The following is a 6310-nucleotide window of genomic DNA, read 5'->3' as shown; positions in this document are numbered from 1 at the left end:
CGGCGCCATGCCGGTGGCGCCGGCAGGCCACGGGCACCCGATGCGATCGTGCGCCCGCATTCGCACAGGTGATACACAGGATGTGAAAAGGATGCCGACAGCTTCGCCGCTGATGATCGGGTGATGACGATGGCGAACGCGCAGACCCGCGGGCCGATGCGCCGGCCGGACGGCAGCCCCGTACGGGTGCTGGTGGTCGACGACGAGCCCACGCTGGCGGAGCTGCTGACGATGGCGCTGCGCTACGAGGGCTGGGAGGTGCGCAGCGCCGGCGACGGCCTGAGCGCCGTCCGGACCGCACGCGACTTCCGGCCCGACGCCGTCGTGCTCGACGTGATGCTGCCCGACATCGACGGCCTGGAGGTGCTGCGGCGGCTACGCGCGGAGACCTCGGATGTGCCGGTGCTGTTCCTGACCGCCAAAGACTCCCTGGAAGACCGGATCACCGGCCTGACGGCGGGCGGCGATGACTACGTCACCAAGCCGTTCAGCCTCGAAGAGGTCGTGGCCCGGCTGCGCGGGCTGATGCGCCGCACCGCCCGCTCGGAGCTGAGCCCCGGCTCCCAGCTCGTCATCGGCGGCCTGACCCTGGACGAGGACAGCCACGAGGTCCGGCGAGACGGCGAGCTGATCACTTTGACGGCCACCGAGTTCGAGCTGCTGCGCTTTTTGATGCGCAACCCGCGGCGGGTGCTCAGCAAGGCACAGATCCTGGACCGGGTATGGAACTACGACTTCGGCGGCCAGGCGAACGTGGTGGAGCTGTACATCTCCTACCTGCGAAAGAAGATCGACGCCGGCCGGGCACCGATGATCCACACGTTGCGCGGGGCGGGATATGTCCTCAGACCCGGCGAATAAGCCCCGCATCAGCCGCCGGCGCCCAGGCGGCCAACCTCATCGCCCTCCTCGTCACCGCCGTGGCCAACACCGCCCTCAACCGCCGGCTCACCTTCGGCATCCGCAGCACCGGCCGCCTGTGGCTGCACCAGGCCCAGGGCCTCGCCGTCTTCGCCGCGAGTCTCGGCCTGACCGGCGGCTCGCTGGCCCTGCTGCACACCGTCGACGATGCTCCGGCCCGGCCGCTGGAACTCGGCGTGCTGGTCGCGGCCAACCTGGCCGCCACCTGCCTGCGGTTCCTGCTGCTACGCACATGGGTCTTCGGCCCTCAACAGCGGCCGAGATGAAGGCCTGATACGTCCCGTCTTGTATGGAGTTGGAGCGTGCAGGAGACGACCGATGCCTCGGAGCGCTCCAGCTGATGCGACCCTTGCAGGCAGCCGCCACGGCCGACGGCCGAGAACGACCGATCATCTGACCCGTGGCGTCGACCGGCGCGCCACCGAGGCTGCTGCGGAAAACGGCACTGCGGTGGGTAGAAAGCACCACTGTGGAAGTTGAACTGGTAGCGCCCCAGGACGTTGATATGCCGGGATGTGGAGCGGGACCGGCTTTGCGCTGTTTGCTACGACGTCCACGACTGTGCCAGTGGAAAGTTCCGGCCGAAGGTCTCGGCCCATTCGTGACGGCCGACGAACCAGGGGGCAGGCCGATCACCGGCTGCCATGTCCCAGACCGGGCGGAGCCTTCAGAGGATTATCCACCCGCACGTAGAGTGCGGGTGGGAGGGGTGTCTGTCTCGGGCGTCACAAACTGAGCGTGGGCACCTTCGCCCTGTCTCCGCGGCCGCGTCTTCCTGCAGCCATGAATGTGGTACCGGGAATCCTGAAGATGGCGTTGCCACGGCTGCCGACCCGTATTTCCGTCTGCTCTACCCGGCGGATCCACCGGATGTCGGCCTGAGCGAGCCGCAGGCCTCAACGGCTTTAGCGATCTTCGGGTCGCTCTCGTCGAGCCCCTGGGCGCCCGCTCCCTGGGGCAGTTCCGCGCCGTTGTCCTTCATACAGGTGCGGAATGCCTGCATGGCCGAATTGTTGGAGCCACCACCCGTGGAGCCGGAACCGTTGGTGGGGCGCAGGGACGCGCAGGCCTGCATCGCCTTCTGCCTGTCGGGAGACACCCCCGCCCCGCCCCGGCCCGCACCGGGACCGCCTGACGACCCATCAGTCGGCCTGGGCCGGGCGGAGGGGTCTCCGCCCGGCCTGGTGGAGGGTGCGGACACCCCGTTCTTCTGCAGGCACTCGGCGTATGCGGCGTCTTGGCCTCCGGGGCCGGCCGACTGCGCCGGGGCGGCACTCGCAGGCGCCTCTCCGCCGCAACCGGTGGCGAGCAGAACGGCGGTGGCGACGGCAGCCGCGACACCGACGAACCGCGAAGAGATCAATTCCACGATGAGACTCCCGGGGTGAGACCTGCAGATTTACGGCTCAATACCAGCTCATGAACCTATGCGTGAGATAGCACGAACCTGAGAGCCACCTGGCAACGTCCGCGGCAGGAAGACTGACATGGGAAGGCTCCTCCCGAACCCGCGGTTCACGGGGCGGGCGTCCCTCCGTCTTGCCAGGTATGCGAATCCTGTGGGATTCCGTGCTCAGAATGCTGGGAAGTGGCGGGATCATCTGCTCAGCAGCGGAGCGCCGCCACCGGAAGCACCAGGGCGAAGATGGTGTCGCCCGGCACGCTGGTCACCTCCACCCGCCCGTCGTGCGCCGCCGCCACCGCGGAGACGATCGCCAGGCCCAGGCCCGCGCCTCCGGCCCGGCGGGAGCGCGAGTCGTCGCCGCGGGCGAACCGGCTGAACACCCGGGGAAGCACGTCCTGGGGAATTCCCGGCCCATCGTCCCGCACCCGCACCGTCAGCCTGTCCGGCTCGACGTGGATCGAGGTGGTGACGGTGGTGCCGGGCGGGGTGTGGGTGCGGGCGTTGGCGAGCAGATTGGTCAGGACCTGGTGGAGGCGGTCGGCGTCACCGATGACCAGGGCCGGTTCGTCGGGCAGGCTGATCAGCCAGCGGTGGCCGGGGGCTACCGTGTAGGCGTCGCCGACGGCGTCGACCACCAGCGGGGACAGGTCCACCTCCAACTGCTCCAGTGGCCGTCCCGCATCCAGCCGGGCGAGCAGCAGCAGGTCTTCGACGAGCGTCGTCATCCTGGTAGCCTCGGACCGGATGCGTCGCAGCGCGTGCGTTGTCTGCGGCCCGTGGATCTCGCCGCTCCGTGCCGTCAGTTCCGCGTAGCCGGCGATCGAGGCGAGCGGTGTGCGCAGTTCGTGGCTGGCGTCGGCGACGAACTGGCGCAGCCGGGTCTCGCTCTCGTGCCGCACCGCGAAGGCCTCCTCGACATGGCCGAGCATGCGGTTCAGCGCCGCGCCCACCTGCCCGACCTCCGTACGCGTGTCGGTGCCGATCGCCGGCACCCGGGCCAGCCGGACCGCGTCCCCATTGGCCAGCGGCAGTTCGGAGATGCGGGCGGCGGTGGATGCCAGGCGGTGGAGCGGGCGGACGGCGAGTCTGACGGCGACGGTGCAGGCCAGTGCGATCAGCGCCACACCGCCCAGGGTCACGGCCGCCTCCACCGCGACGAGGCGTGTCAGCGTCGCCTGCACCCCCTCGGCGGGCAGCCCGGTGACGAGCAGGTCGCCGTCCGGGGCGCGGGCCGCCGCCAGCCGGTAGTCGCCGAGGCCGCCCAGGGTCAGCGTGATCGGAACGTCGGTGACGTGGACGACCAGCGGGGGGGCGTCCACGTCCAGGACCGTGCCCGTCCCGGTCAGGATCGCCGCGCGCCGCACGGCGCCATGGTGGACCCGGGCCCCGAACGTGCCCTCCGCCTGGCCGGGGAAGAGCAGGAAGGCCACGCCGATGTCGGCGGTCGGGCCGGTGCCGGGCCGCCCCGCCGCCGTGGTGGAGCGCTGGGCTGCGGACGTCACCCGGCTGTCCAGCTGATCGACCAGGAAGACGTTGAGGAGCAGGGTGGTCGCCGTGGCGATGACCGCGGAGACCATGGCCAGGAGCGCGATCGAGGAGAGCACGAGCCTGGTTTTGAGCGACATGGTCATCGGGCTGGTCTGAGCAGGTATCCCACGCCGCGCACGGTGTGGATCATCGGCTTCCGCTTGGTGTCGATCTTGCGTCGCAGGTACGAGACGTAGAGTTCGACGACGTTGCTCTGCCCGCCGAAGTCGTAGGTCCACACCCGGTCCAGGATCTGCGCCTTGCTCAGAACCCGCCCGGGATTGTGCATCAGGAAGCGCAGGAGCTCGAACTCGGTCGGGGTGAGACGGATCTCCTCCCCGTCCCGCCACGCCTCCCGGGTCTCCTGGTCCAGGGTGAGGCCGCCGACCGTGAGCCGCGAATCCGGGCGGGCCTGCACCGCACCCGACCGGCGCAACAGGCCGCGGAGCCGGATGATGACCTCCTCCAGGCTGAACGGTTTGGTCACGTAGTCGTCCGCCCCCGCCCTCAGCCCGATGATCCGATCCTGGACCGAGTCCTTGGCGGTCAGGAAGAGAACCGGCACGGAGGGCAGCACGGCACGGAGCCTGGGCAGCAACTCCAGTCCGTCCATGTCGGGGAGCATGAAGTCGAGGACGATGGCGTCGGGACGGAAGGTGCGGGCTGTCTGGATGGCGTCGCCGCCGTCGTGCGCGCAGCGCACGTCCCAGAACTCCAGTTTCATCACCATCGAGAGGAGCTCCGTCAGCGGCGGTTCGTCGTCCACGACAAGGATGTTGATTGAGCCGCCGTCCGGCCGGCGCACGGGTTCGGACCGAAAGCTCGGGGTGATTGCGTGCATCCCGCCACGATGCCTCGCATGGATGTGGGTTTGCTTATTTTCGCATGTGAATCACCTATGACCTGCACAGAAGCGGTCCGGGGCCGCCCTGCGGCCCGGCGTAAGCGGGTATCCGAGGGTGGCGGGGTTCCGGCGGAAGCGGGCATGCGAGAGGGCCCGGCGGTGTGCCAGGCCCCCTCTATCCCTTTATCGCTTCCTCCGCCAAGAAGTACTGTCCTGGGCGTCCCTCCTCCCTGTCGTGTGCCCTGGGCCGGTTCTAGAGGAGGGTCCCGGACCAGAGGTTGGCGGCGGAGGCGTAGACGTTGTAGGTGTCGCCGTCGAAGTAGGGGGTGCTGAGGTAGTCGACGCGGTTGTTCTCGTCCTGGTCGTTGAAGGTGCTGGTGACACCGTTCAGGTAACCAAGCCGCTTGGTGTTGCTGTACTTGAGCAACCACGGGCCGCCGTCGGCTCCGGCGGTCATCGAGCACTTGATGCCGACGTGCTCCTCGATCTTCTTGGCGGCGTCACCGACGGTCTTGGCCGTGGTCTTGCCATAGCACCACTTCGGCGTGGCTCCGGTGAAGGGCTTGTTGCCGTCGGGCTGCGCTGCCTGGGGATAGCCGAAGACGAAGTTCGCCTGCTGCAGCTTCTGGTTCCAGGCGAAACCCTGCCCGGCGACATTGTCACCCAGGCGGCCGGCGTCCGTCACCGTGATGTCGCTGAACTGCTTGACGAAGGCGTAGTCGCGGTCGTAGTCCTCATAGACACCGAAGTCATAGTGGACGAAGGCCTGCTTGCCCACGTAGATGCCCCACGGGGCCTTGCCCTGGTAGTAGCCGGGGACAAAGACCCACTTGTCGAGCAGCTGCTCGTCGTTGGCGGTGTCGTACGTGCAGTGTCCGGCGGTCGCGACCACGTTCTGGTACTTGGACTGGACCGAGGTGGCGGAGCACCACTTGTTCTCGCCCGCGGCGTTGACGAAGAAGACCTTGCCGATGGTCCTGGGCAGATTGACGTTCTTCGACGTCGTGGTGGCAGTGGTGGTGGTCGGCGCGACCGAGCCGGGCTTGGTGTCGGCCTCCGCGGTGCCGGTGGAGGTCAGCTTGGAGACCTCGGTCGTGTCCTCCTCAAGGTAGGTGGCGGCCTCCAGCGCGGCGGCGTTGTTCCTCAGCCAGAAAGTGGCGATGCCCTGAGCGTCGGGGGTGCCGACGCTCTCGGAGTGCTTCACGATGTCCGTTGCCTGGGCGGTGCCGGGCATGGACGCGCCGAGGAGCGCAGCGACGGCGAGGCCGCCGCCGAGGGGAAGGAGGGTGCGCTTCAGTGGGGTGTTCAAGGATGCTCCCTGATCGTCGCGAGAACGCTTGAGGCGTTCGGTGCGTCTGTGGGGGAGAAGGTATCGACGTTGACGAAGAAACCTAAGTCCGCTTTGTCCGGATTTGATGACTCCCAGTCTGGCGTGACACCGCCGTTACCTCCGGCGGCCCCAAAAGTGCCGGCGAGAGCGGTCGAAAGGGGCCGAGTTTCGCGAGGTCAGCGCCGTTGCTGAAAATAACCTGAATGCATCTTAGGGGCGACATGTGTGTTTCTTTTGAGAGTTTATGTGTTTCAGATCACAGATCATAATGGGGTCAGAATGG

6 protein-coding genes are annotated in these 6310 nt (G+C 68.0%); 2 read left to right on the top strand and 4 right to left on the bottom strand.

What is annotated here, in order from left to right:
- Positions 1 to 123: 123 nt before the first annotated feature.
- Together CHC08_RS25895 and CHC08_RS25890 are read left to right on the top strand one after the other, a co-directional pair.
- Positions 124 to 861: a response regulator transcription factor gene (locus tag CHC08_RS25895; RefSeq protein ID WP_089209253.1), complete on the top strand. Its 738-nt coding sequence runs from the start codon at positions 124 to 126 to the stop codon at positions 859 to 861.
- Positions 837 to 1187: a GtrA family protein gene (locus CHC08_RS25890; RefSeq protein WP_089209975.1), complete on the top strand. Its 351-nt coding sequence runs from the start codon at positions 837 to 839 to the stop codon at positions 1185 to 1187. Before CHC08_RS25895 ends, CHC08_RS25890 begins: the two co-directional genes overlap by 25 nt.
- 584 nt (positions 1188 to 1771) lie before the next feature.
- Here CHC08_RS25890 and CHC08_RS48540 read toward each other — a convergent pair.
- From CHC08_RS48540 to CHC08_RS25875, 4 genes are all read right to left on the bottom strand, one after another.
- Entirely contained in the window at positions 1772 to 2290 is a 519-nt protein-coding gene (locus CHC08_RS48540; protein ID WP_143653347.1) for a hypothetical protein, read from the bottom strand.
- Positions 2291 to 2526: 236 nt separating this feature from the next.
- On the bottom strand, positions 2527 to 3951 hold the full coding sequence (locus CHC08_RS25885; protein WP_218825480.1) for a sensor histidine kinase: 1425 nt from the start codon (positions 3949 to 3951) through the stop codon (positions 2527 to 2529).
- A 2-nt stretch (positions 3952 to 3953) separates the two neighbouring features.
- A complete protein-coding gene (locus CHC08_RS25880; protein ID WP_275937209.1) occupies positions 3954 to 4619 on the bottom strand; it encodes a response regulator transcription factor in 666 nt (221 codons plus the stop codon).
- A gap of 331 nt (positions 4620 to 4950) precedes the next feature.
- Positions 4951 to 6006 (bottom strand): trypsin-like serine peptidase, encoded by a 1056-nt coding sequence (locus CHC08_RS25875; RefSeq protein WP_245878569.1) that lies wholly within the window; start codon positions 6004 to 6006, stop codon positions 4951 to 4953.
- Positions 6007 to 6310: the final 304 nt, after the last annotated feature.

Origin of the sequence: Streptosporangium subroseum, assembly GCF_900188345.1 — a bacterium.
GTDB lineage: Bacteria > Actinomycetota > Actinomycetes > Streptosporangiales > Streptosporangiaceae > Streptosporangium > Streptosporangium subroseum.
This window is presented reverse-complemented; position numbering and strand designations above follow the sequence as displayed.